The organism is Piscinibacter sp. (assembly GCF_047600445.1).
In the GTDB taxonomy this organism is placed as follows: domain Bacteria; phylum Pseudomonadota; class Gammaproteobacteria; order Burkholderiales; family Burkholderiaceae_C; genus Piscinibacter.
Genome location: NZ_JASGKT010000002.1, coordinates 2,212,107 through 2,232,641 on the forward strand (window position 1 = coordinate 2,212,107; position 20,535 = coordinate 2,232,641).

At 70.9% G+C, this 20,535-nt stretch carries 18 protein-coding genes; 8 read left to right on the top strand and 10 right to left on the bottom strand.

The window, feature by feature from the left end; genetic code table 11:
- Window positions 1–23: 23 nt before the first annotated feature.
- From QM792_RS14630 to QM792_RS14655, 6 genes are all read left to right on the top strand, one after another.
- A complete protein-coding gene (locus tag QM792_RS14630) occupies window positions 24–2,018 on the top strand; it encodes a bifunctional 3-phosphoshikimate 1-carboxyvinyltransferase/cytidylate kinase (protein WP_415150831.1) in 1,995 nt (664 codons plus the stop codon).
- A gap of 108 nt (window positions 2,019–2,126) precedes the next feature.
- Window positions 2,127–3,845, top strand: coding sequence for a 30S ribosomal protein S1 (gene rpsA, locus QM792_RS14635; RefSeq protein WP_415150832.1), 1,719 nt, complete (start codon window positions 2,127–2,129; stop codon window positions 3,843–3,845).
- Window positions 3,846–3,878: 33 nt separating this feature from the next.
- Window positions 3,879–4,199: an integration host factor subunit beta gene (locus QM792_RS14640; protein ID WP_415150833.1), complete on the top strand. Its 321-nt coding sequence runs from the start codon at window positions 3,879–3,881 to the stop codon at window positions 4,197–4,199.
- Window positions 4,200–4,239: 40 nt separating this feature from the next.
- Entirely contained in the window at window positions 4,240–4,545 is a 306-nt protein-coding gene (locus QM792_RS14645) for a lipopolysaccharide assembly protein LapA domain-containing protein (protein ID WP_415150834.1), read from the top strand.
- Entirely contained in the window at window positions 4,535–5,677 is a 1,143-nt protein-coding gene (lapB, locus tag QM792_RS14650; protein ID WP_415150835.1) for a lipopolysaccharide assembly protein LapB, read from the top strand. The genes QM792_RS14645 and lapB overlap by 11 nt, the downstream gene beginning before the upstream one ends.
- Entirely contained in the window at window positions 5,677–6,411 is a 735-nt protein-coding gene (locus QM792_RS14655) for a glycosyltransferase (protein WP_415150836.1), read from the top strand. The genes lapB and QM792_RS14655 overlap by 1 nt, the downstream gene beginning before the upstream one ends.
- A 6-nt stretch (window positions 6,412–6,417) precedes the next feature.
- Here the strand turns inward: QM792_RS14655 and QM792_RS14660 are convergent, their stop codons facing one another.
- From QM792_RS14660 to msbA, 6 genes are read right to left on the bottom strand one after another with little or no spacing between them, the layout of a single operon-like run.
- The gene (locus QM792_RS14660) at window positions 6,418–7,524 is read right to left on the bottom strand and encodes a TDP-N-acetylfucosamine:lipid II N-acetylfucosaminyltransferase (RefSeq protein WP_415150837.1); all 1,107 of its coding nucleotides are present in this window, start codon (window positions 7,522–7,524) and stop codon (window positions 6,418–6,420) included.
- Window positions 7,521–8,657, bottom strand: coding sequence for a dTDP-4-amino-4,6-dideoxygalactose transaminase (gene rffA / locus QM792_RS14665; protein WP_415150838.1), 1,137 nt, complete (start codon window positions 8,655–8,657; stop codon window positions 7,521–7,523). Before rffA ends, QM792_RS14660 begins: the two co-directional genes overlap by 4 nt.
- Before the next feature lie 2 nt (window positions 8,658–8,659).
- Window positions 8,660–9,307, bottom strand: a complete 648-nt coding sequence (locus QM792_RS14670; protein WP_415150839.1) for an acetyltransferase — start codon at window positions 9,305–9,307, stop codon at window positions 8,660–8,662.
- Window positions 9,308–9,323: 16 nt separating this feature from the next.
- The gene (locus tag QM792_RS14675; protein ID WP_415150840.1) at window positions 9,324–10,157 is read right to left on the bottom strand and encodes a glycosyl transferase; all 834 of its coding nucleotides are present in this window, start codon (window positions 10,155–10,157) and stop codon (window positions 9,324–9,326) included.
- The gene (locus QM792_RS14680) at window positions 10,157–10,933 is read right to left on the bottom strand and encodes a glycosyltransferase (RefSeq protein WP_415150841.1); all 777 of its coding nucleotides are present in this window, start codon (window positions 10,931–10,933) and stop codon (window positions 10,157–10,159) included. Before QM792_RS14680 ends, QM792_RS14675 begins: the two co-directional genes overlap by 1 nt.
- A gap of 10 nt (window positions 10,934–10,943) precedes the next feature.
- On the bottom strand, window positions 10,944–12,701 hold the full coding sequence (gene msbA / locus QM792_RS14685; protein ID WP_415150842.1) for a lipid A export permease/ATP-binding protein MsbA: 1,758 nt from the start codon (window positions 12,699–12,701) through the stop codon (window positions 10,944–10,946).
- A 154-nt stretch (window positions 12,702–12,855) separates the two neighbouring features.
- Between msbA and QM792_RS14690 the strand changes: the two genes are divergently transcribed.
- Complete coding sequence (locus QM792_RS14690) at window positions 12,856–13,203, top strand: ComEA family DNA-binding protein (protein WP_415150843.1); 348 nt, start codon at window positions 12,856–12,858, stop codon at window positions 13,201–13,203.
- 75 nt (window positions 13,204–13,278) lie between these two features.
- Here QM792_RS14690 and QM792_RS14695 read toward each other — a convergent pair whose 3' ends face one another.
- Genes QM792_RS14695 through QM792_RS14710 form a run of 4 tightly spaced genes read right to left on the bottom strand, consistent with a single transcriptional unit; the run spans window position 13,279 to window position 19,455 of the window.
- A complete protein-coding gene (locus tag QM792_RS14695; protein WP_415150844.1) occupies window positions 13,279–14,463 on the bottom strand; it encodes a patatin-like phospholipase family protein in 1,185 nt (394 codons plus the stop codon).
- Window positions 14,460–17,960 carry a DNA polymerase III subunit alpha gene (gene dnaE / locus QM792_RS14700; RefSeq protein ID WP_415150845.1) on the bottom strand — a complete coding sequence of 1,167 codons (3,501 nt, stop codon included), beginning with the start codon at window positions 17,958–17,960 and terminating at the stop codon, window positions 14,460–14,462. Before dnaE ends, QM792_RS14695 begins: the two co-directional genes overlap by 4 nt.
- A 40-nt stretch (window positions 17,961–18,000) precedes the next feature.
- Entirely contained in the window at window positions 18,001–18,702 is a 702-nt protein-coding gene (locus tag QM792_RS14705) for a DUF599 domain-containing protein (RefSeq protein ID WP_415150846.1), read from the bottom strand.
- 42 nt (window positions 18,703–18,744) lie between these two features.
- Window positions 18,745–19,455, bottom strand: a complete 711-nt coding sequence (locus QM792_RS14710; RefSeq protein ID WP_415150847.1) for a pirin family protein — start codon at window positions 19,453–19,455, stop codon at window positions 18,745–18,747.
- Window positions 19,456–19,554: 99 nt separating this feature from the next.
- Here QM792_RS14710 and QM792_RS14715 point away from each other — a divergent pair, with 99 nt between their 5' ends.
- Window positions 19,555–20,532 carry a LysR family transcriptional regulator gene (locus QM792_RS14715; protein WP_415150848.1) on the top strand — a complete coding sequence of 326 codons (978 nt, stop codon included), beginning with the start codon at window positions 19,555–19,557 and terminating at the stop codon, window positions 20,530–20,532.
- Window positions 20,533–20,535 lie beyond the last annotated feature (3 nt).

The following is a 20,535-nucleotide window of genomic DNA, read 5'->3' on the forward strand; positions in this document are numbered from 1 at the left end:
GCCCGCCCGCCCCCGCTGCCCCGATGTACAGCACGCGCTTCCTCGACCTGCCGCCGCTGGCCGGCGCCGCCGGCACGGTGCAGTTGCCGGGCTCCAAGAGCATCTCCAACCGCGTGCTGCTGCTGGCCGGGCTGAGCGAAGGCTGCACCGAGGTGCACGCGCTGCTCGACTCCGACGACACGCAGGTGATGCTGGCGGCGCTCGCGCAGCTCGGCTGCACGCTGGAGCGCCAGGGCGACGTGCTGCGCATCACCGGCCTGGGCGGCCGGCTGGGCGTGCACGAAGCGCGGCTCTTTCTCGGCAATGCCGGCACCGCGATGCGCCCGCTCGCCGCCGCGCTGGCGCTGCTGGCCGCCACGCAGGGCGGCGACTTCACGCTCGCGGGCGTGCCGCGCATGCACGAGCGGCCGATCGGCGACCTGGTCGACGCGCTGCGCCAGCTCGGCTGCACGATCGACTACGCCGGCACGGCCGGCTACCCGCCGCTGCGCCTGCGCGGCACGGCCGGCGGCCGCCTGGACACCGCACAGGCCATCCGCGTGCGCGGCGACGTGTCGAGCCAGTTCCTCACCGCGCTGCTGCTGGCGCTGCCGCTGGTGGCGCGCGACGCGCAGGTCGCCGTCGAGGTCGACGGCGAGTTGATCTCCAAGCCCTACGTCGAGATCACGCTCGAGCTGCTGGCGCGCTTCGGCGTCGCCGTGCGGCGCGAGGGCTGGCGGCGCTTCACGATTCCCGCCGGCAGCGCCTACCGCTCGCCGGGGCGCGTGCACGTGGAAGGCGACGCCTCGTCGGCCTCTTACTTCGTCGCGCTCGGCGCGATCGCGGCGGTCGACACGCCGGTGCGCATCGAAGGCGTGGGCAGCGATTCGATCCAGGGCGACATCCGCTTCGTCGAGGCGGCGCGCGCGATGGGCGCCGAGGTGTCGGGCGGCCCGGGTTTCCTCGAGGCGCGGCGCGGCGCCTGGCCGCTGCGCGCGATCACGCTGGACTGCAACCACATCCCCGACGCGGCGATGACGCTGGCGGTGATGGCGCTGTTCGCGCAGGGCACGACGCGCCTGACCAACATCGCGAGCTGGCGCGTCAAGGAGACCGACCGCATCGCCGCGATGGCCGCCGAGCTGCGCAAGCTCGGCGCCACCGTGGCCGAGGGCGCCGACTTCATCGAAGTGACGCCGCCGGCCAGGCTCACCCCGGCCGCCATCCACACCTACGACGACCACCGCGTCGCGATGTGTTTCTCGCTGGCCGCCTTCGGCGGCGTGCCGGTGCGCATCTTCGACCCGAAGTGCGTCGCCAAGACCTTCCCCGACTACTTCGAGGCGCTGTTCGACCTGGCGCGCACGCCCGTCGAGGCGGTGCCGGTGATCACGGTGGACGGCCCCACCGCCTCGGGCAAGGGCACGCTGGCCAGCGCGGTCGCCGAGGCGCTGGGTTACCACCTGCTCGACTCCGGCGCGGTCTACCGCGCCACCGCGCTGACGGCGCTGCGCATCGGCGTCGCCGCGGACGACGAAGCCGCACTGGCGCGCATCGCCGCGACGCTGCCGCTGCACTTCGTCGCCGGCGCCGCGCACCTGGGCGACGAGAACGTCGCCGACGTGCTGCGCGCCGAGGAGGTCGGCGCGATGGCCTCCAAGGTCTCGGCCTGGCCGGCGGTGCGCGAGGCGCTGCGCCAGTTGCAGCTCTCGTTCCGCCGCGTGCCCGGCCTGGTGGCCGACGGGCGCGACATGGGCACGGTGATCTTCCCCGGCGCCGAGCTGAAGGTGTTCCTCACCGCGAGCGCCGCCACGCGCGCGCAGCGTCGCTACAAGCAGTTGATTTCAAAGGGAATTTCGGCTAGCATCTCGACCCTTCGCGCCGACCTCGAAGCGCGCGACGAGCGGGATCGAAACCGCAGCGTCGCTCCCTTGAAGCCGGCCGAAGGCGCGCTGCTGCTGGACAACTCCGAACTCACCGTCGAAGCCTCGATGGAAAAGGTTCTGGAAGCCTGGGAGCAGCGCAGGCCGTTCGCCTAGGCGGGCGGCGCACCCAGGCCCGACGCCTTCCCTCCAGTGCCGCAAGGCACGCCGAGGCGCCGGATCGACAACCCAACCCCGCAGCGGAAGCTGCAACCGAGAAACTCCATGTCCCAAACCCAACAAGCCACCAGCACCGGCGGCGAATCGTTTGCCGCCCTGTTCGAAGAATCGCTCAAGCGCTCGGAGATGCGCAGCGGCGAGGTCATCACCGCCGAAGTGGTGCGTGTCGACTACAACTTCGTGGTGGTCAATGCCGGCCTGAAGTCGGAAGCCTACATCCCCATCGACGAGTTCAAGAACGACCAGGGCGAAGTCGAAGTCCAGGTCGGCGACTTCGTCTCGGTGGCCATCGACGCGCTCGAGAACGGCTACGGCGACACCATCCTGTCGCGCGACAAGGCCAAGCGCCTGGCCTCCTGGCTGTCGCTGGAGAAGGCGCTCGAATCGGGCGAATTCGTCAACGGCACGGTCAACGGCAAGGTCAAGGGCGGCCTGACGGTGCTGGTCAACGGCATCCGCGCCTTCCTGCCCGGCTCGCTGCTCGACACGCGCCCGGTCAAGGACATGACGCCCTTCGAGGGCAAGACCATGGAGTTCAAGGTCATCAAGCTCGACCGCAAGCGCAACAACGTGGTGCTGTCGCGCCGCGCGGTGGTCGAGGCCTCGATGGGCGAAGAGCGCGCCAAGCTGCTGGAGACGCTGACCGAAGGCGCGATCGTCAACGGCGTGGTCAAGAACATCACCGAGTACGGCGCCTTCGTCGACCTCGGCGGCATCGACGGCCTGCTGCACATCACCGACATGGCCTGGCGCCGCGTGCGCCACCCGAGCGAAGTCGTCCAGGTCGGCCAGGAGCTGCAGGCCAAGGTGCTCAAGTTCGACGCCGAGAAGAACCGCGTCTCGCTGGGCATCAAGCAGCTCGGCGACGACCCGTGGCACGGCGTGTCGCGCCGCTACCCGCAGGGCACGCGCCTGTTCGGCAAGGTCACCAACATCGCCGACTACGGCGCCTTCGTCGAGATCGAGCCGGGCATCGAGGGCCTGGTGCACGTCTCCGAGATGGACTGGACCAACAAGAACGTCGCGCCGAGCAAGGTCGTCTCGCTGGGCGACGAGGTCGAGGTGATGGTGCTCGAGATCGACGAGGACAAGCGCCGCATCAGCCTGGGCATGAAGCAGTGCAAGGCGAACCCGTGGGAGGAGTTCGCCGCCAACGTGCAGCGCGGCGACAAGGTCAAGGGCCCCGTCAAGTCGATCACCGACTTCGGCGTGTTCGTCGGCCTGGCCGCCGGCATCGACGGCCTGGTGCACCTGTCCGACCTGTCGTGGAACGAGCCGGGCGAGAGCGCGGTGCGCAACTACAAGAAGGGCCAGGAAGTCGAGGCCGTGGTGCTGGCCGTCGACGTCGACCGCGAGCGCATCTCGCTGGGCATCAAGCAGCTCGACAGCGACCCGTTCACCAGCTACACCTCGGTGAACGACCGCGGCATGACGGTCTCCGGCAAGGTCAAGACGGTCGACGCGCGCGGCGCCGAGATCCAGCTCAACGACGACGTGACCGGCTACCTGCGCGCCTCGGAGATCGCGCGCGACCGCGTCGAGGACGCCCGCAACATCCTGAAGGAAGGCGACGAAGTCACCGCCCTGATCATCAACATCGACCGCAAGACGCGCTCGATCCAGTTGTCGATCAAGGCCAAGGACAGCGCCGACCAGCAGGAAGCGATGCAGCGCCTGTCGGCCAGCAACGAGCGCGAGACCGCCGGCACCACCAGCCTGGGCGCGCTGCTGCGCGCCAAGCTGGACGGCAACAAGGGCGAATAAGCCCCTGCCCGGCCTGCCGAAGCGCAGCACGTCATGACACGATCCGACCTCGTGGCGCAACTCGCTGAGCGATTCAGCCAGTTGACGCACCGCGACACCGAGTTCGCCGTCAAGACCATCCTCGATGCGATGTCCGACGCGCTGGCGCGCGGGCACCGCATCGAGATCCGAGGCTTCGGCAGCTTCTCGATCAATCGCCGGCCGCCGCGCGTGGGCCGCAACCCGCGCAGCGGCGAGCAGGTGATCATTCCCGAGAAGCTGGTGCCCCATTTCAAGCCCGGCAAGGCGCTGCGCGAGGCGGTCGACGCGCACGTGCCGGTGCTCGACGCCGAAGACCCGCCCGCCACCGCCTGAGCCGCGCATCCCGCTCGTTAGAATCGACGCGGGAGACCCGATGCGCTTGCTCGTCTGGCTCGTTCGAGCCGCCCTCTTCTTCCTGCTCTTCGCCTTCGCGCTGAACAACCGGCACGAGGCCGCCATCCGCTGGTTCTTCGGCCACGAGTGGCGCACGAACATGGTGTTCGTCGTGCTCGCGGCATTCGCGCTCGGCTGCGTGTTCGGCGTGCTGGCGATGCTGCCGAGCTGGTGGCGCCAGCGCAGCGTGGCGCGCCGCCACCGCGACGAGACCGATCCCGACGACGGCCCGCCGCCCGCGCCGCCGCCCCCGCCCACCGACCACCCGCCGCGCGATGGACTTTGAGCTGCAGTGGCTGCTGCTGGGCCTGCCGGTGGCCTTCGCGCTGGGCTGGCTGGCCTCGCGCTTCGACCTGCGCCAGTGGAAGCGCGAGCAGAAGGAGTCGCCCAAGGCCTACTACCAGGGCCTGAACCTGCTGCTCAACGAGCAGCACGACAAGGCCATCGACGCCTTCATCGAGGCGGTGCAGCACGACCCGGACACCACCGCGCTGCACTTCGCGCTGGGCAACCTGTTCCGCCGCCGCGGCGAGTACGAGCGCGCGGTGCGCGTGCACGAGCACCTGCTGCAGCGCGCCGACCTGAGCGCCGCCGAACGCGAGCGCGCGCAGCACGCGCTGGCGCAGGACTTCATGAAGGCCGGCCTGTTCGACCGCGCGCAGCAGGCCTTCGAAGCACTCGAGGGCACGCCCTTCGACACCGAGGCGCGGCTCGCGCTGCTGGCGCTGCACGAACGCTCGCGCGAGTGGCGCGCCGCCGCCGAGATGGCCGCCCGGCTCGAGCGCAGCGGCAGCGGCTCGTTCGCCACGCGCATCGCGCACCACTGGTGCGAGCTGGCCGCCGAGGCCGACGCGCGGCAGCAGGGCGCCGAGGCCGACGCGGCGCTGCAACGCGCGCGCGAGGCCGCGCCGCAATCGCCGCGCCCGCTGATCATGGCCGGCCAGCGCGCTCTGGCGCGCGGCGACCGGCGCGAGGCGCTGGCGCAATGGGGCACGCTGATGGCGGCGCACCCGGGCGCGTTCAACCTGGTCGCGCACGACTATGCCGATGCCGCGCTGGCGCTGGGCGAGGCCGGCGCGGCGCTGGAGCGCCTGGATGCGCTGTACCGCCGCCAGCCGAGCGGCGACCTGCTGGCCGCGCTCGGCCGCCTCGACGCCGACGCCGCACGCCAGCGGGCACGCACGCTCGCGCACCTGAAACAAAGCGGCTCGCTGAGCGCGGCGCAGGCCCTGCTCGCCGGCGACGGCGCGGGCGGCGAAGAGACCCAGGCCGTGCGCGACGCCGTGGCGCGCGCCGCCAGGCCGCTGCAACGCTACCGCTGCGCCGCCTGCGCCTTCGAGGCGCAGAACTACTTCTGGCAATGTCCCGGCTGCCTGGGCTGGGATACCTATCCGCCGCTGCGCCAGGAAGACCTGTGATGAGCGAGGAGCAACGCGTCGTCCTGTGCATGAAGTGGGGCACCAAGTACGGCCCCGAGTACGTCAACCGCCTGTACGCGATGGTGCGCCGCCACCTGAAAGGCGAGTTCCGCTTCGTCTGCCTGACCGACCGCAGCGAGGGCATCGTGCCCGAGGTGCAGTGCCTGCCGATCCCGCCGCTGGACCTGCCGCCCGGCATCCCCGAGCGCGGCTGGACCAAGCTGACCACCTTCGCCGCCGACCTGCACGGCCTGGCCGGCACCGCGCTCTTCCTCGACCTCGACGTGGTGATCGTCGACGACATCACGCCGTTCTTCGAGCAGCCCGGCGAGTTCCTGATCATCCACGACTGGAAGCGGCCGTGGCGCGTGACCGGCAACTCGTCGGTGTACCGCTTCCGGCTCGGCGCGCATGCCGACGTGCTGGCGTATTTCCGCAGCCACTTCGAGGAAGTGCGCGCGCAGGTGCGCAACGAGCAGGCCTACCTGTCGGACTACCTGCACAAGCAGGGCAAGCTGGCCTACTGGCCGGCCGCGTGGTGCGCGAGCTGGAAGTACCACTGCATCCCGCGCTTCCCGGCCAACTACTGGCGCGAGCCCTTCATCCCCGAAGGCGCGCGCATCCTGATCTTCCACGGCGTGATGAACCCGCCGGATGCGCTGGCCGGGCGCCGCAACGGCAACTGGCGCTACGCCAGGCCGGCGCCGTGGATCGCCGAGCACTGGCGCGCCTGAGCGTCGTCAGCCGCGCAGCGCGGGCAGCTCGCGCATCGCCTGCAGCACGCGCGATCGTGCGTAGTGCGCGCCGATCACGCGGCGATTCCGTTCGCGCTCGGCGGCGCTCAGCGGGCGCAGCGCGGCGCCGCCGGCCGCCAGTTCGTCGATCGCGCGCAGCGCGACGCCCAGCCCCGTGTAGAACGGGAACAGCGGGTTCTCGCGCCGCAGGTAGACCGTGGCGCCCTTGTAGAGCGCGGCGCCTATGTTGCCCACCGCCTGCTGGCGCCGGTGGTTCATGACCACGAAGCCGCAGCGGCGGATTCGCTCGTTGTAGTCGGCCAGGCTCATCCATTCCAGCAGCGGCTCGAAGGCGCCGTCGAAGCGCTGCCGGCCGAGCGCCGCCACCTTGGCGCCGTAGTCGGCGTTGCCGTAGGACAAGGGCACCACCAGCCGTCCGTCGCCCAGGCGCCCGCGCAGCAGCTCGAAGGCGTCGGCATGGTTGTTCGACGCGGTGGCCGAGTTGCCGAGCAGGATGTCCGGCCCTTCCATCGCCGCCGGCCCGCGCTCGAAGGCATCCTCGGTCGTGAACAGCGGAATCTCGTGCTGCACGCCGGCCAGCGACGGCAGCGCGCGCCGCAGCAGCGCCTCTTCGGACGGCATCACGCTGAAGCTGTTCAGTCGCCCGGCCACGCGCTCGAGCGCCTGCGGCTTGCGCCGGCGCACCGGCGTGGCATGCGGCGGTTCGGCCGGGCCACTGCCGCCGAGCAGCACGCGCGTCGCCGGCAGGATCGGGTCGCCGAGCTGCGCCTCCAGCAGCGGGTAGTAGTCGTAGCCCCAGCCGAGCCAGGCCACGCGCGTGCGCGCGGGAGCGCGGGCGATGGCGTTGGCGAAGATCGTCGTCATGCTGTGCGCGACGATGACATCGGCACGCGCGACGTCCAACGCCACCAGCGGCGTGCGGAACCACCACTCGGGCCGGAAGGTGACGCCGGGCGCGGGTGCCACGAAACGCTGCCGGCCCCGGCCGCGCCGGGCGATCAGCCAGTGGTTCGCGCCCGGCAGGGCCTCGTCGAAGAGCTGCCGCAGCAGCGGCACGAACTTCTCGTCGCGCGCGAGGTGGACGATCCTCACGGTGCGCCGCACACCGCCGTGCAGGCCTCGACGAAGCTGCGCAGCACGAGGTCGCGGTCCACGCCTATCCACAGCGGCAGGCGCAGCAGCCGGTCGGACAGCGCATCGGTGTTCGACATCGGCGTGGCGGCGCGGCCGAAGCGCCGGCCGGCTGGCGCCGAATGCAGCGGCACGTAGTGGAACACCGGGTTCACGCCGGCCGCGCGCATGCGCGCGATGACCTCCTGGCGCGCCGCCAGCGAGGGCAGCAGCACGTAGTACATGTGCGCGTTGTGCGTGCAGTGCGCGGGCACCACCGGGCGGCGGATCCAGCCGCGCTGCTCCAGCGCCGCGAGGCCGTCGTGGTAGTGCTGCCAGATGCCCAGGCGGCGCTGCAGGATGTCGTCGCCCTTTTCCAGTTGCGCGTAGAGGAAGGCCGCGATCAGCTCGCCCGGCAGGTAGGACGAGCCGGCGTCGACCCAGGTGTACTTGTCGACCTGGCCGCGGAAGAAGGCGCTGCGGTTGGTGCCCTTCTCGCGGACGATCTCGGCGCGCGCGGCCAGCGCCGCATCGTTGACGAGCAGCGCGCCGCCCTCGCCCGAGATCACGTTCTTGGTTTCGTGGAAGCTCAGGCAGCCGAGCGCGCCCAGGGCGCCCAGCGGCCGGCCGCGGTAGGTGGAGCCGTAGCCCTGCGCGGCGTCCTCGATCACCATCAGGCCGCGGCGGCGCGCGATGTCGAGGATCGCATCCATCTCGCAGGCCACGCCGGCATAGTGCACCGGCACGATGGCCTTGGTGCGCGGCGTGATCGCGGCTTCGACCAGCGCCTCGTCGAGATTGAGCGTGTCGGCGCGGATGTCGACGAACACCGGCACGCCGCCGCGCAGCACGAAGGCGTTGGCGGTGGAGGTGAAGGTGTACGAGGGCATGATGACCTCGTCGCCCGGCGCGATGTCGGCCAGCAGCGCGCTCATCTCCAGCGCCGCGGTGCAGGAGTGCGTCAGCAGCGCCTCGGCGCAGCCGATGGTCTTCTCCAGGTGCGCGTGGCACTTCTTGGTGAAGGCGCCGTCGCCGGCCAGCATGCCGTTGGCATAGGCCTCGGCGATGTAGACGAACTCGCGGCCGGTCATGAACGGGCGGTTGAAAGGTTCCATCGTCACTCCTCGGACTCGCGCGTGCGCCCGGTGCGCGCGGCGCGGTAGACGCCATCGGCCGGGCAGTCGGCCATGATCAGCGCACCGGCGCCGATCACACAGCCCTCGCCGATGCGCACGCGGTCGCGGATGGTGGCGTTCGCACCGATGAAGCAGCGCTCGCCGATATCGGCGTCGCCGGCCACCACCGCGGCCGGGGCGAAGAAGCAATGCGCGCCGACGCGCGTATGGTGGTTGATGCCGACCTGCGGGCACAGGATCAGGTTCTCGCCGAGACGCACGAACGGCGAGACCATCGCCTGCTCCTGGATCAGCGTGTTCTCGCCGACGGCCACGTTCGCGGCCACGCAGGCGCTCGGGTGCACGTAGCTCGGCATGCTGTAGCCGGCCGCGCGCACCGCGAGAAACCAGCGCTTGCGGGCCGCCGTCGCGGTGAAGCCGATGGCCACGAACAGCTCGTGCGTATCGCTCGGGAAGCGCCGCTGCACCTCGGCGAAATCCAGCACCGGCCGGCCCAGGAACTGCGGCTCGCGGATGAACTGCGCATCGAGCGCGAAGGCGTCGACCGGCCGTCCGCCCAGCGTGTCGAAGTAGTAGTGCACCTGCTCGGCGAGCATTCCGGTGCCGACGACGACGAGGCGCTTGTCCATCGTGTGCTCTCCGCCCTCACTCCCGCCACGCCGCTGCGATCCACGCCACCGGCAGCACGTAGCGCTGCAGATGGCGGCGCCAGTTGTCGTCCACGCGCGCGCCGCCGCCGAAGGTCGCCATCACGTGCGCCCAGCGCGAGCGGCGCGGCGGCACGCGCTTGTTCCAGCGCCCTTCGATCACGTCGTCCGGATTCGGCCCGCCGGGGAAGGTGACGATGCGCGTGCCGGCCGGCAGGCGCGCCGTCATGAAATAACGCAGCGGGAACGGCGGCAGGCAGTGCAGCCGGAAGTGGCGCGTCCACGCCTCGGGCCAGAACTTCACACCCCCGGTCACCGCGTGCGTCACGTAGTGCTGCTCGAAGCCGTGCTTGTCGGCGATGCCCTGCGGGTCGGCGCGGAAGTCCTCCAGCACGTGCGCATTGCCGCCCACGGGGAAGCGGAACACCGAGGTCTGGCCGAGCTTCTCCAGCGGGCGCGCCCAGTTGCGCGCCACGTACACGTCCTGCGGATCGCCGACGCGGAAATAGTCGTCGAGCGGTCCGACGATCACCGAGTCCAGGTCGATGAAGAGCGCCGGCTTGCCGGTTTCCAGCCCCGGCACCGTCGCACCCCACAGGATCTGCTTGCGCCACTTGCCCATGGTGCGCTGCGGATGCGGGCAGCCGAGTTCGGGCAGGGCCAAGCACTCCACCTCGGCACGGATGCCGCTGCGGTCGTCGGTCAGGCACACCAGCCGGAACGGCCCGGTGATGTGCCGCGACACCATGCCGTACAGCCGGTTCACGTACTCGGGGCCGTACATCGTGCCCCACTTGACGCAGACGAGCTGCTTCACGGCCGCCGTGCTCATCATGCGCTCCACGCCCGGCGCAGCCAGTCGATGTTGCCGATGCGCCGATACCACTTGTGCCCGCCGCCGGCCAGCACCTCGCTCATCTTCGGCTCACCGGCGAACACGACGATCTTCGCGCCGGCCGGCACGGCCGGATCGCGTGCGTAGCTCGCCAGCCCGCGCGGCACGCAGGCGTTCTTGAAGCTGACGCACCAGCCCTCGGGCCAATAGGCGAGATCGCCGTGCGCGGCGAGCTGCGCGCTCTGGAACTGCTGCGAGATCTCGTAGCGCTGCGCCGCGCCCCTGGGGTCGGCCACGTAGGCGTCGAGGATGTAGCGGTGCGCGCCGATCTCGAAACGGAACACCGACGAATTGCCGACGCTGCGCAGGAAGGCGTCGCGCGCCGCGTTCAGGCGGCGCAGCGGCTTGGCGCGGAACAGGTCGTCGTCGCGGATGATCAGGAAGCGGCCCGGCTGCTCGAAGAAGGCGTCGATCGAATCGACGATCACCAGGTCGAGGTCGAGGAACAGCGCGGTGCCGGCCAGATCGGCGATCTGCTCGCGGAACACGCCCAGCTTGCGCCAGCGCAGGTCCTTCTGGCCGGCCGGCAGGCCGAGGTCGGGAATGGGGCGCACCTCGACGTCGGCGTCCAGCCCCGCGCCGTCGTCGGTGAAGCAGACGAAGCGGTGCGGCCGCGAGAGGTGGCGCCGCACGCCCGCGCGCAGGTGGTTGACGTACTCGGGGCCGTACATCGAACCCCACTTCATGCAGATGACGTTGACGGTTTCGTTCATGTCGAATCGTTCAGCGCAGCGCTTCGCTCAGCGCCGCCGGGTGCGCGTGCAGTCTGGCGTAGTGGCCGCCGAGCGCGAGCAGTTCGTCGTGCGTGCCGCTCTCGACGATGCGCCCTTCGTGCAGCACGACGATGCGGTCGGCCGAGGCGATGGTCGAGAGCCGGTGCGCGATGACCAGCGTGGTGCGGCCGCGGCGCAGGTTGTCGAGCGCGGCCTGCACCGCGCGCTCGCTGTGCGCGTCCAGCGCCGAGGTGGCCTCGTCGAGCAGCAGGATGGGCGCGTCCTTCAGCAGCGCGCGCGCGATCGACACGCGCTGGCGCTGCCCGCCCGACAGCCGCGCGCCGTTCTCGCCGACCGGCGTCGCCAGGCCCTGCGGCATCGCGCGGATGAACTCCATCGCGTGCGCCGCGTCGGCGGCGCACACGATGTCGGCCTCGGGCGTCTGCGGCTTCGCGTAGGCGATGTTGGCGGCCACGCTGTCGTCGAACAGCACCACGTGCTGCGTCACCAGCGCGATGTTGGCGCGCAGGTCGGCCAGCGCGATCTCGCGCAGGTCGACGCCGTCGAGCAGGATGCGGCCCTGCTGCACCGCGTGGAAGCGCGGGATCAGCGAGGCCAGCGTGGTCTTGCCGCCGCCCGAGGCGCCGACCAGCGCCACCGTCTCGCCGGGGTGGATCTCCAGGTCGATGCCGGCCAGCGCGTCGCGCTCGGCGCCGGGGTAGCGGAAGTGCACGCCCTCGAAGCGCAAATGGCCGCGCGCGCGGCCGATGTGCCGGGTGCCGCTGTCGTCCTCCGCCTCGGCGTCGATCAGCTCGAAGACCTGGGCCGCGCCGGCCAGGCCGCGCTGCAGCACCTCGTTGACGTTCGACAGCCGCTTCAGCGGCGTCAGCAGCAGGCCCATCGCGGTGATGAAGGAGACGAAGCCGCCTACGCTCAACTGCTGCGTCAGCGAGGCGTAGTACACGATGCCCGCCAGCGCCAGCACCGCCACGCCCTGCACGATGGGCCCGTTGGCCGACGAGGTGGAGATGGTCTTCATCGCGAAGCGGCGCGCCGCGAGGTTCACCTGCGCGAAGCGCTCGGCCTCGTGGCGCTGGCCGCCGAAGACGCGGATCTCGCGGTGCCCGGCGATCGCTTCGTCGACCACGTGCGACATCGCGCCCATCGACGACTGGATGCCGTGGCTGAAGCGGCGCAGGCGGCGGCTGACGGCGCGGATGATCAGCGCGATCGCCGGCAGCGCCGCGAAGAACACCAGCGAGAGCTTCCAGTCGAGCCAGACCATGTAGCCGATCAGGCCGACGACGGTGAGGCTGTCGCGCACCAGCGTCACCAGCGAGGTGGTGATGATCGGGTTGATCTGGTTGGAGGCGTAGGTGAAGCGCGTCACCAGCGCGGCGCCGGAGCGCTCGCCGAACCAGCTCGTCGGCAGCACCAGCAGCCGCTCGAACATCCGCTGGCGCAGGTCGAGCACCACGCGCGTGGCCACGCTGTGCATCGCCACCGAATGTGCGTAGTCGGTGAAGCCGCGCACGACGAACAGGCCGACCAGCCCGAGCGGCATCAGCCACTGGTAGCGCGGGTTGCGCTCGACGAAGCTGCCGTCGAGCAGTTGCTTGAGCAGCGCCGGCAGCGCGGCCTCGGTGGCGGCGAAGACGATCATCGCCACGATGCCGGCCGCGAAGGTGTGCCAGTAGGGCCGCATCCCGCGCAGCAGGCGGCGCAGGAGTTCGGTCGAGGAGCGGTGGGGCGGCGCGGCGTCCGGCATGGCCGGCGCATTATCCCTTCCCCCGTTCGGGGGCCCCGCGGCGGCGGCACGGGCGGGGGAACCCGCGATGGCGATTCACGGCGCGCGGCGCGCTGCCGACACTGGCGCCGAGCCTGCAATCCCGCGGCTCGTTCAACCGACAAGGAGTTTCATCATGTTCAAGATCATCGCCGCCGCCGTCCTCGCCCTCGCTTCGGCCGCCGCCTTCGCGGCCACCGAGGTCAACAAGGCCAACCAGGCCGAGCTGGAAGCCATCAAGGGCATCGGCCCGAGCATGGCCACGCGCATCCTCGATGCGCGCAAGACCGGCACGTTCAACAACTGGGCCGACCTGCAGGGCCGCGTCAAGGGCGTCGGCGACGGCAACGCGCGCAAGTACTCGGCCGACGGGCTGACCGTCAACGGCCAGGCCTATCCCGTCGGCGGGGCCGCAGTGGTCAAGGCCAAGGGCAAGCACGAGAAGACGCCTGCGAAGAAGGTCGAGGCGAAGGCCAAGTCTTGATGCGCCGTGGGGGGGGCGGCGACATGCCGTCTTCCCCGCACACCACCACCGGTTCAGCGCGACAGGCGCCACACCTCACCCCCAACCGAAGAACCCCCGCACCTCCTCCCGCCGCGCCAGCGTGTCGGCCTCGCCGAGCGCAACCAGCTCGCGCGTGTACGGCGCTTCGAAGAGCAGGTAGCTCGCCAGGGCCGCGCCGCGTGCGTCCTCGCCACGGCCCGAGACGCCGATGCCGCGCAGCATCGCCCGCACCGGCGCCGGCAGGCAGCCGAGGTGCCTGGCGGCGAGGTCGTCAAGGCGCTGGCTGGGTGCGATCACCAGCGTCTCGATCGGGCGCAGCGCGGTGCGCGCCAGCGCCTCGGGCGGCAGCAGCGCGAGCGTGGCGTTGATGCGCTGCAAGCGCTCCACGTCGACCGCCAGCGCGTCGAGGAAGATGTTCGACAGCGCATGGCCGGCGATCTGCGCGAGGTTCGGGTACTCGGCGCTGTGCGCGCGCGTGCCCGGCGGCTCGTGCATGCGTCCGGCGCCGATGATCAGGATGCGGCTCGCGCCCAGGTGCACCGCCGGCGAGATCGGCGCGGCCTGGCGCATCGAGCCGTCGCCGAAGTACTCGGTGCGGCCCTCGATGGGCAGCGGCACGGCCGGGAACACGAAGGGAATCGCCGACGAGGCCATCAGGTGCGGCACGCCGATGTCGGCGCGCACCGCGATGCGCTGCGAGCGCGTCCACGGCAGGATCTCCTGCAGCGCGTCGTAGAAGGTCACGTGCAGGCCCGAGCCGTAGCTCGACGCGGTGACGGCCAGCGCGCGCAGGTGGCCGTCGCGCATCGCCTGCTTGATGGCCGCGCCGTCGATCATGCGCCGCAGCAGGTCGGTGGCCGGCGCGTTGTCGAGCAGCGAGCGCGGCCGCGCGCGGCGCCAGCGCGCGATCAGCCAGCCGAGCGAGAACAGGGTCAGCCAGCGCGCGCCGGTGCGGATCACGCCCAGCGAGTCGGCGCGGTAGACCTGCTCGGCGTGGAAGTTCTCCCACACCTGGGCGAGCGCGCGCACGCCTTCGTCCATGTCGGCGCTGCGCGCGGCCAGCGCGGCGGCGTTGATCGCGCCGGCCGAGGTGCCGGTGATCACCGGGAAGGGGTTGCCGGCCGCCGTCGCGCCGCACTCGCGGCGGATCCTCATCACCGCCTTGAGCACGCCCACCTGGTAGGCGGCGCGCGCGCCGCCGCCGGTGAGCACCAGACCCGTGGTTGCTCGATCGCTCACTCGTAGACGACTTCGGCCCTGCCCTGCATCGCGCTGGAACGCCAGCGCGCGAGCGCCTCGTCGGTGGGATAAAAACGCGCCGCCTCGCCCAGATCGACCTCGCCGCTGGCGCGTTCGCGTTGCAGCGCGAGGCGGATCGTCAGGCCTTGCGGCAGCTCGCCGTGCTCGGTGCGCACGCGCCGCGAGGGGAAGTCGCGCAGCACCTCGGCCACCGGCGGGATGCTGCCGTTGACCTCCACGCGCAGGTACTTGCCGAAGCGGCAGCGCGCGGCGGCCAGGTCCCACACCTGCATGACGTTCAGGCGCAGCCCGCCGGAGAAGCGGTCGGGCTGCAGCTTGCCCTGCACGATCACCAGCTCGTCGTCCTTCAGCAGTTCGCGGTGCGCGTTGAGCAGTTCCTCGTTGGCCACCGCCTCGATCGCCTCGGTCTTGTCGTCGAGCTTGAAGATCGCGACGCGGCCGCGCTGGCCGTTGATCACGCGCAGGTCGCCGACGATGCCGGCCAAGAGCTGCGGCTCGCGGCTGTCGACCAGGTCGGCGTTGCGGCGCCGCGCGATGCGCCGCACCTCGTCGCCGCTCTGGTCGAACAGGTGGCCCGACAGGTAGAAGCCCAGCGCGGTCTTCTCGAAGCCCAGGCGCTCCTTGATGCTCCAGGGCTCGGCGGCCACCAGCTCGGGCTCCTGCGTGCTGGCGGCGTGCGAATCCCCGAAGTCGAACAGCCCGCCCTGGTCGGCGTTGGCCGCCTGCGTGTCGGCGTAGTCGAAGGCCAGGCCGATGCTGGCCACCAGCACCGAGCGTTCGGGGTGCAGCTTGTCGAAGGCGCCGGCCTTGATCAGCGCCTCCACCACGCGCTTGTTGATGCGCGTGCGGTCGGCGCGGTTGCAGAAGTCGAACAGCGACTTGAACGGCCCACCCTCCTCGCGCGCCGCGATGATCGCCTCGATCGCGCCCTGTCCGGTGCCCTTGATCGCGCCCAGGCCGTAGCGCACCACGTCGTCGGCCACCGGCTCGAAACGGTAGCGGCCGGTGTTGACGTCGGGCGGCTCGAAGCGGATGCCCAGCGCGACGGCGTCGTCGTGGAAGATCTTGAGCTTGTCGGTGTCGTCCAGCGCCACGCTCATGTTGGCGGCGGTGAACTCGGCGAGGTAGTGGACCTTGAGGTACGCGGTGTGATAGGCCAGCAGCGCGTAGGCGGCGGCGTGCGACTTGTTGAAGCCGTAGCCGGCGAACTTCTCCATCAGGTCGAAGATCTCGTTCGCCTTGGGCTCGGCGATGCCCTTCTTCGCCGCGCCCTCGGCGAAGGTGGCGCGGTGCGCCACCATCTCCTCGAGCTTCTTCTTGCCCATCGCACGGCGCAGCAGGTCGGCGCCGCCGAGCGTGTAGCCGCCGACGATCTGGGCCACCTGCATCACCTGCTCCTGGTAGACCATGATGCCGTAGGTCTCCTCGAGCACCTCCCTCATCAGCGGATGCGGGTACTCCACCTCCTCGCGGCCGTGCTTGCGCGCGCAGAAGGTCGGGATCAGGTCCATCGGCCCCGGGCGGTACAGCGCCACCAGCGCGATCACGTCCTCGAACACGCTCGGCTTGGCGTCGCGCAGCATGCGCTGCATGCCCGAGGATTCGAGCTGGAACACCGCCACCGTCTTGCCCTCGCTCATCAGCCGGTACGAGGCCTTGTCGTCCAGCGGCAGCGTCTCGAAGGCGAAGCGCTCCTGGCCCTTGCGGCGCGCGCGGATGAAGTCGCGGGCGAGTTCGAGGATGGTCAGCGTGGCCAGGCCGAGGAAGTCGAACTTCACCAGGCCGATGGCCTCGACGTCGTCCTTGTCGAACTGGCTCACCGCGCTGGCGCTGCCGGGCTGCTGGTACAGCGGGCAGAAGTCGGTGATCTTGCCCGGCGCGATCAGCACGCCGCCGGCGTGCATGCCGACGTTGCGCACGATGCCCTCGACGCGCTCGGCCAGCGCGAGCAGCTCGGCCACCTCTTCCTCGTTCTTCTCGCGCTCCTCGATCTCCGGCGCTTCCCTGCGCGCGTAGATCACGCCGGTGTCGGGTGGCTCGGGCGGGCGGCGCAGCGTCACCGTCTTGCCCGGCGGCGCCGGCACCAGCTTGGCGATGCTGTCGACGTGGCCGTAGCCCATGCCGAGCACGCGGCCCACGTCGCGCAGCGCCGCCTTGGCGGCCATCGTGCCGAAGGTGGCGATCTGGCTCACCGCCTCGCGGCCGTACTTCTGCTTGACGTAGTCGATCACGCGGTCGCGGTTGCCCTGGCAGAAGTCGACGTCGAAGTCGGGCATCGAGACGCGGTCGGGGTTCAGGAAGCGCTCGAACAGCAGGTTGTAGCGCAGCGGGTCGAGGTCGGTGATCTTCAGCGCGTAGGCCACCAGCGAGCCGGCGCCCGAGCCGCGCCCGGGGCCGACCGGGCAGCCGTTGTTCTTGGCCCAGTTGATGAAGTCGGCCACGATCAGGAAGTAGCCCGGGAAACCCATCTTCAGGATGGTCGCGATCTCGAAGTCGAGCCGCTCGACGTAGCGCGGCCGCTCGCGCTCGCGCTGCGCCGCATCGGGGTAGAGCTGCGCGAGCCGCTCCTCCAGCCCCTGGTGCGAGAGCCGGCGGAAGTAGTCGGCCATCGGCATCGCCGCGCCGTCCACCACGGGCGTCGGGAAGTCGGGCAACTGCGGCTTGCCGAGCACCAGGCTGAGGTTGCAGCGCTTGGCGATCTCCACCGCGTTGGCGAGCGCCGAGGGAATGTCGGCGAACAGCGCCGCCATCTGCGCCTGCGTCTTGAAGTACTGCTCGCGGCCGAAGCGCTTGACGCGCTTGGCGTTGGTCAGCGTCTCGCCCTCGGCGACGCAGACGCGCGCCTCGTGCGCCTCGAAGTCGTCGGGCGCGAGGAACTGCACCGGGTGCGTGGCCACCACCGGCAGGCCCAGCCCGGCGGCCAGCGGCACCGCGGCGCGCAGTTGCGCCTCGTGCGCCGGCATGCCGCCGCGTTGCAGCTCGATGTAGAAGCGGTTCGGGAACAGCTCGGCCAGGCGCTTCGCGGCGGCCACGGCGCGCGCCTTGTCGCCGGCCAGCAGCGCCTGCCCGACCGCGCCGAGGTCGGCGCCCGACAGCGCGATCAGGCCCTCGCCGTGCTCGGCCAGCCAGTCCCATTTCACCCAGGCCTGGCCGCGCTGTTCGTTCGCTATCCAGGCCTTGGAGAGGATCTCGCACAGGTTCAGGTAGCCGGCGCCGTTTTGCACCAGCAGCAGCAGGCGCGATGTCTGCTTCTCGCCCGTGTCGCCTTCCAGCCAGACGTCGGCGCCGAGGATGGGCTTGACGCCCTTCTTGCGCGCCTGGCTGTAGAACTTCACCGCGCCGAACAGGTTGGACAGGTCGGTGATCGCCAGCACGCCCTGGCCGTCCTTCGCCGCCGCGGCCACCATGTCGTCGACCCGCAGCGTGCCGTCGACGACGGAGAACTCGGTGTGGGTGCGCAGGTGGATGAAGTCCATGCGCGGCATTCTAGAAGCGCGCCCTCGCGATCGGTGCCGCTCAGTCCTTCAAGGCCCCCAGCACCTCGGAGCGGAACTCGCGCCGGTACAGGATGAACACGACACCCACCGTGCCCAGCGCAAAACCCAGCGGCGAGAAGAACCAGCCGATCGCCGCGAAGGCGAAGTAGTAGGCGCGCAGCCCGTCGTTGAAGGTCTCGGCGGCCAGCCCGACGATGTGCCCGGCACGCTCGGCGAAGGCCTGGCGCGCCGGCTCGTCGATGGCGTCGCGCTCGGGCAGCGCGCCGACCAGCAGCGCGCCGAAGGTGTACTGGCGCAGCGCCCAGGTGAAGCGGAAGAAGGCGTAGACGAACACGCCCAGCAGCAGCACGATCTTCAGGTCGAACACCAGCACCGAGGTGCGCGCCGCGAACGGGATCTCGCGCACCAGTTCGCTGGCCTTGTCGGTGGTGCCCAGCACGGCGAGCAGGCCGCCGATGATCAGGATGGTCGTCGAGGCGAAGAACGACGGGCTGCTCGACAGGCTCTGGATCACGATGCCGTCGACCACGCGCACCTCGCGGTAGGTCGATTGCAGCATCCACCGGCGGCGGATCTGGTTGGTGATGTCCAGCAGCGAGGGCTGCAAGGTGCTGCGCCGCTTGGCGAACACCGCGTAGCCTATCCAGCCGACGAAAAACACCGCCAGCGCCGCCCAGTCGGTCCAGGGCAGCAGGCTCATCACCTTGATCGCCGTCTCCATGGCGGCGAACTTTAGTTCAAGCGCGCGTCGCGTTCATTCGGCTCAGGCCGCGAGGTCGAACACCAGCACCTCGGCCTCGCGTCCGCCGGCGATGGACACCCGCGGCTCGTCGGCCAGCAGCAGCGCGTCGCCGCCGCGCAGCGCGTGGCCGTTGACGTCCAGTTCGCCGCGCACCAGGTGCACGTAGCCGAGCCGCGCCGGCGCGAGCGCCAGTTCGGCGGCTTCGGCGCCGTCGAACAGGCCCGCGTAGACGGTCGCGTCGGCATGCAGGCGCAGCGAACCGTCACGGCCGTCGCGGCTGGCGATCGGCCGCAGCCGGCCGCGCCTGTCGGCGTCGTCGAAGCGCTTCTGCTCGTAGCTTGGCTCTATGCCCGCTTCGTCGGGCACGATCCAGATCTGCAGGAAGTGCGTGACGCCGTCGTGCGCGTGGTTGTATTCGCTGTGACGCACGCCGCGGCCGGCGCTCATGCGCTGCACCTCGCCGGCGCGGACCACGCCGCCGTGGCCGTGCGCGCCGATGCTGTCCCGGTGCGCCAGCTCGCCTTCGAGCACCACGCTGAGGATCTCCATGTCGCGGTGGCCGTGCGTGCCGAAGCCGGTGCCCGGCGCGATGCGGTCTTCGTTGATGACACGCAGATTGCCCCAGCCCATGTGCCTGGCGTCGACGTAGTCGGCGAACGAGAAGCTGTGAAAGCTCTTCAGCCAGCCGTGGTCGGCGTGGCCGCGGTCGCAGGATTTGCGCAGCGTGATCATGCGCTCACTGTAGGAGCCACCCAGGGCGCGGGCGCCGAGCCGGCCTTGAAGTTCCCGTTCAAATAAGATGAACCCCTGCCCCAGCCACCACCCGCCGCCATGACCGACCGCCGCAACGTGCTCACGCCCGAGGCCCTCGCGATGATGGACACGATCGCGCGCACCGGCAGCTTCGCCGCGGCGGCGCGCGAGCTGGGCAAGGTGCCTTCGGCGCTGACCTACAACGTGCGCCAGCTCGAGGACGCGCTCGACGTGCTGCTGTTCGACCGCAGCTCGCGCCAGGCGCAGCTCACCGCCGCCGGCGAGGAACTGCTCAACGAAGGCCGCCGCCTGCTCGCCGAGATGGACGCGGTGGCCAACCGCGTGCGCCGCGTCGCCACCGGCTGGGAGACGCAGTTGACGGTGGCGGTGGACACCATCGTCTCGCAGGTCACGGTGTTCGAGCTGTGCGAGGCCTTCTACGCGCGCTGCAGCGAGCAGAGCGTCGAACACGGCACGCGGCTGCGCGTGCGCAGCGAGGTGCTGGCCGGCACCTGGGAGGCGCTGCTGTCGGGCCAGGCCGACCTGGCGATCGGCGTGAGCATGCACACCACGCCGCCGGCGGGCATCGAGTTCGCGCCGCTGGGCGAGGTGGACTTCGTCTTCGCGGTCGCACCGCACCATCCGCTGGCGGCGCTGGACGAGCCGATCGACGACACGGAACTGCTGCGCCACCGGGCCGTGGCGGTGGCCGATTCGGCGCAGCGCATGACGCCGATCACCGTCAACCTGCTGCCCGGGCAGGACGTGCTGACCGTCAGCAGCACGCAGGCCAAGATCGAGGCGCAGATCCGCTGCATGGGCTGCGGCTACCTGCCCGAGCCGATGGCGCGCGCGCACGTCGAGGCGGGGCGGCTGGTGGTCAAGGAGGTCGGCCGCGCGCGCACGCGCGTGCCGATGGGCTACGCCTGGCGCGCCGGCAGCGGCGGACGCGGCAAGCGCCTGCCGCTCGGCCTGGCGCTGCAATGGTGGCTGGGCCAGCTCGACAGCCCGGCCACGCGGCGCGCGCTGCTCGAACGCCACACCTGGTTCGGCTGACGC

Coding starts and splice junctions, on each gene's coding strand:
- QM792_RS14705 (WP_415150846.1), bottom strand. CDS start 18,702: ATGGAGACGGCGATCAAGGTGATGAGCCTGCTGCCCTGGACCGACTGG.
- QM792_RS14645 (WP_415150834.1), top strand. CDS start 4,240: ATGCGCTTGCTCGTCTGGCTCGTTCGAGCCGCCCTCTTCTTCCTGCTC.
- QM792_RS14675 (WP_415150840.1), bottom strand. CDS start 10,157: ATGAGCACGGCGGCCGTGAAGCAGCTCGTCTGCGTCAAGTGGGGCACG.
- msbA (WP_415150842.1), bottom strand. CDS start 12,701: ATGCCGGACGCCGCGCCGCCCCACCGCTCCTCGACCGAACTCCTGCGC.
- QM792_RS14690 (WP_415150843.1), top strand. CDS start 12,856: ATGTTCAAGATCATCGCCGCCGCCGTCCTCGCCCTCGCTTCGGCCGCC.
- QM792_RS14640 (WP_415150833.1), top strand. CDS start 3,879: ATGACACGATCCGACCTCGTGGCGCAACTCGCTGAGCGATTCAGCCAG.
- rpsA (WP_415150832.1), top strand. CDS start 2,127: ATGTCCCAAACCCAACAAGCCACCAGCACCGGCGGCGAATCGTTTGCC.
- QM792_RS14710 (WP_415150847.1), bottom strand. CDS start 19,455: ATGATCACGCTGCGCAAATCCTGCGACCGCGGCCACGCCGACCACGGC.
- QM792_RS14655 (WP_415150836.1), top strand. CDS start 5,677: ATGAGCGAGGAGCAACGCGTCGTCCTGTGCATGAAGTGGGGCACCAAG.
- QM792_RS14630 (WP_415150831.1), top strand. CDS start 24: ATGTACAGCACGCGCTTCCTCGACCTGCCGCCGCTGGCCGGCGCCGCC.
- rffA (WP_415150838.1), bottom strand. CDS start 8,657: ATGGAACCTTTCAACCGCCCGTTCATGACCGGCCGCGAGTTCGTCTAC.
- lapB (WP_415150835.1), top strand. CDS start 4,535: ATGGACTTTGAGCTGCAGTGGCTGCTGCTGGGCCTGCCGGTGGCCTTC.
- QM792_RS14680 (WP_415150841.1), bottom strand. CDS start 10,933: ATGAACGAAACCGTCAACGTCATCTGCATGAAGTGGGGTTCGATGTAC.
- dnaE (WP_415150845.1), bottom strand. CDS start 17,960: ATGGACTTCATCCACCTGCGCACCCACACCGAGTTCTCCGTCGTCGAC.
- QM792_RS14715 (WP_415150848.1), top strand. CDS start 19,555: ATGACCGACCGCCGCAACGTGCTCACGCCCGAGGCCCTCGCGATGATG.
- QM792_RS14670 (WP_415150839.1), bottom strand. CDS start 9,307: ATGGACAAGCGCCTCGTCGTCGTCGGCACCGGAATGCTCGCCGAGCAG.